The sequence below is a fragment of the Aldersonia kunmingensis genome (assembly GCF_001646865.1).
Classification (GTDB): domain Bacteria; phylum Actinomycetota; class Actinomycetes; order Mycobacteriales; family Mycobacteriaceae; genus Aldersonia; species Aldersonia kunmingensis.
In genome coordinates this window covers 1-2,731 of the sequence record NZ_LRRB01000202.1, presented here as the reverse complement: position 1 = coordinate 2,731, position 2,731 = coordinate 1, and the positions used below count along the sequence as shown (strand labels likewise).

The following is a 2,731-nucleotide window of genomic DNA, read 5'->3' as shown; positions in this document are numbered from 1 at the left end:
GACGCGGTGATGTGCCCGGGCGCGTGTTCGCGCAGGCAGCCGCGCGGCGCCGAGCCGAGGAAGGCCAGCATCGTCTGCCGCACCGATTCGTCACCGCGATCGACAGGCGACCAGGCCCCGAGCACCTCGACGGCCGAGGCGTGCAGGCTCTCGGCGCTCACAGTTCGATCAGCCCGTCACCGGGATCGCGCGTTGGGCGCGGGGAGAGTTCCTCGGTCGGGTAGCCGATCGCGACCGCGCCGAGCGGCTGCCACTCCGCACCCAATCCGAGTTTCTCGCGCACCACGTCGGCGGCGAAGATCGTCGACCCGATCCAGCAGCTGCCCACGCCTTTCGTGGCCAGCGAGACGAGTAGGCCCTGCACCGCGGCGCCGACGGCGACGGTGAACATGGTGGCCTCGGCGTCCGTGCGGCGGGTGTCGGGATAGTCGTGGGCACCGTCGGGGACGCAGAACGGCACAACAACCTCGGGGGCGTGGTGCAGAATGTCGCCGCGCGCGATCCGGCGCTCGATCCGCTCGGGCGACCAGCCGTCGCCGGCGAGATCGCGCTGCCACTGTTCGCGCATCGCATTCAGCAGACGGTCCCGTACCTCGGGCGTACGCAGCCACACGAACCGGACCGGCCGGGTGTGATGCGGCGCGGGCGCAGTGAGGGCCTCGGCGATTGCGCTGCGAAGGATTTCGGCAGGCACCGGGTCGGTCGCGAACTGGCGCACCGACCTGCGCAGCAGCAGTGCCTCGCCACGACCGCGCTCGATCGCCTCCGCGGTGCCGAGCCAGAACAGGTCGTCCTCGCCGCCGCGGAGCAGCGCCCTTGCGGTGGTGCCGTCGTCGCGCGGGTCGAGTCCACGAACCACCGCGACCGGAACGTCGCGCAGTTTCCCTTTCACCAGATCACCGGCGGCCGCCAGTTCGTCGGCGATGGCAACCTCGGTGACCTGCAGTTCGTTGCCCTGGCCGTCGGTGGAACCGGCGTAGGCGTGCAGCACCGAGATGCCGGCCGAGCCGATCGCGGCGTCGGTCTGCCCATTGCGCCACGCCCGGCCCATAGTGTCGGTGATGACCACCGCGACGCGGACGCCGAGCAGCTCGCCGAGCCGTGCACGCAGGGCGGCGGCGCTGGCGTCCGGATCAACCGGCAGCAGCGCGAGTTCGGAGCCGAACACGTTGGAGCCGTCCACGCCGGAGGCAGCCTGCACGATGCCGAGCTTGTTCTCGGTGATCAGCGTGCGGCCCTTGCGGGCGAGCACACGCACCGATTCTTCGTCGATCAGCCGGCGGCGGGCGGCGTCGCGCTCCTCGGGGTCCGTTGGCGCCGCGACGATGCGGCCCTCCGCCTTGGAGAGGATCTTGCTGGTGACGACGAGAACATCGCCGTCGGCGAGCCAGGGTGCCTGCCGCGCAAGGTGTTCTGCGACGTCGTCGCCGGGTCGGAATTCGGGCAGCCCCTGGACGGGAAGGATCTCTAGGCCCGCGGGCGCGGAGTGGTCTGCGACGTTCACAGCGAGACTCCGCCCAGAGCCATTGCGGTGCGAGCCATCTCGGCGGTGGTTTCCGGGTCGGTCATGAGCAGCGGGACGCTGCGCACCTCGACGCCGGGGACGTCCGCGGTGTCGGTCGAGTGCACGAGCCAGCCGTCCAGAATTCCGTTGCCGCTGCGCGCGCCGTAGTGCACGCCGATCGCCTGGGCCGAGGTCTCCACACCGATCACGGTGAGGCATTCGTCGGCCATACCGCGCAACGGTTTTCCGTCGATCACGGGGGACAGGCCGATCACCTTGGCCTTGGTGGTGCGCAGCGCACCGCGGATTCCGGGCACGGCGAGGACGGCGCCGATGCTGACGACGGGATTCGAAGGTGCGAGCAAGATCACATCGGCAGACTCGATCGCTTCGATCACTCCGGGGGCCGGTTTGGCTTGTTCCGCGCCCACATTGGCGAAGCTGTGTGTCTCGATATCTGCGCGGTAGCGGACCCACCATTCCTGGAAATGAATGGCCTTGCGCTCGCCGGAATCGGACTCGGGATCCGTCACGACGACATGCGTTTCGCTCCGGTCGTCGGTCACCGGCAGCAGCTGCACGCCCGGCTGCCAGCGGTTGCACAGGGCCTCGGTAACGGCCGAGAGCGCGTAGCCGGTGCGGAGCATCTGGCTGCGGATGAGGTGGGTGGCAATGTCGCGGTCGCCGAGGCCGAACCAATCGGGCACCGCGTTGTACTTGCTCAATTCCTCTTTGGCGTGCCACGTTTCGTCGATATGGCCCCACCCGCGCTCGGTGTCGATACCGCCGCCGAGGGTGTACATGCAGGTGTCGAGATCCGGGCAGATGCGCAGTCCGTGCATCCAGACGTCGTCGCCCACGTTCACGACCGCCGTGATTTCGCCGCGTCCATCGAGGAGTTCGCGCACGCCCTGGAGGAACCGCGCACCGCCGACGCCGCCTACCAGAACGACCACGCGCGGCCCGTTTACTTCGCCGTTGCTGCTGACTTCGCTCACGACCGAACAGCCTATGCCCGGCAACCTGCTAACTGGTCACTGGTCCAGACACGAGCCAAAAAGAATTGGATAGTAATGGATTTCGGGTGTCGACTTGACCATCCGAACTCTCGGCGTGTCTAATCACAACTATGTCATTCCACGTCAGCGGGACGAGTGTTCCTGCGGTGATGAATGATTCGAATGGGTGTTCGATATCGTACACCTGGCCGCGTTCCGTTGGGAAGGC

The 2,731-nt window shown here is 67.9% G+C and carries 2 protein-coding genes and 1 pseudogene; all 3 read right to left on the bottom strand.

Annotated elements, in window-relative coordinates; genetic code table 11:
• Positions 1 to 161, bottom strand: a pseudogene (locus A8G08_RS28045) (NUDIX hydrolase); the annotation flags it as partial.
• Positions 158 to 1,504, bottom strand: coding sequence for a coenzyme F420-0:L-glutamate ligase (locus tag A8G08_RS15740; RefSeq protein ID WP_068275879.1), 1,347 nt, complete (start codon positions 1,502 to 1,504; stop codon positions 158 to 160). The pseudogene A8G08_RS28045 and the gene A8G08_RS15740, both read right to left, overlap by 4 nt.
• The gene (gene cofD / locus A8G08_RS15735) at positions 1,501 to 2,502 is read right to left on the bottom strand and encodes a 2-phospho-L-lactate transferase (RefSeq protein WP_068275877.1); all 1,002 of its coding nucleotides are present in this window, start codon (positions 2,500 to 2,502) and stop codon (positions 1,501 to 1,503) included. Before cofD ends, A8G08_RS15740 begins: the two co-directional genes overlap by 4 nt.
• Positions 2,503 to 2,731 lie beyond the last annotated feature (229 nt).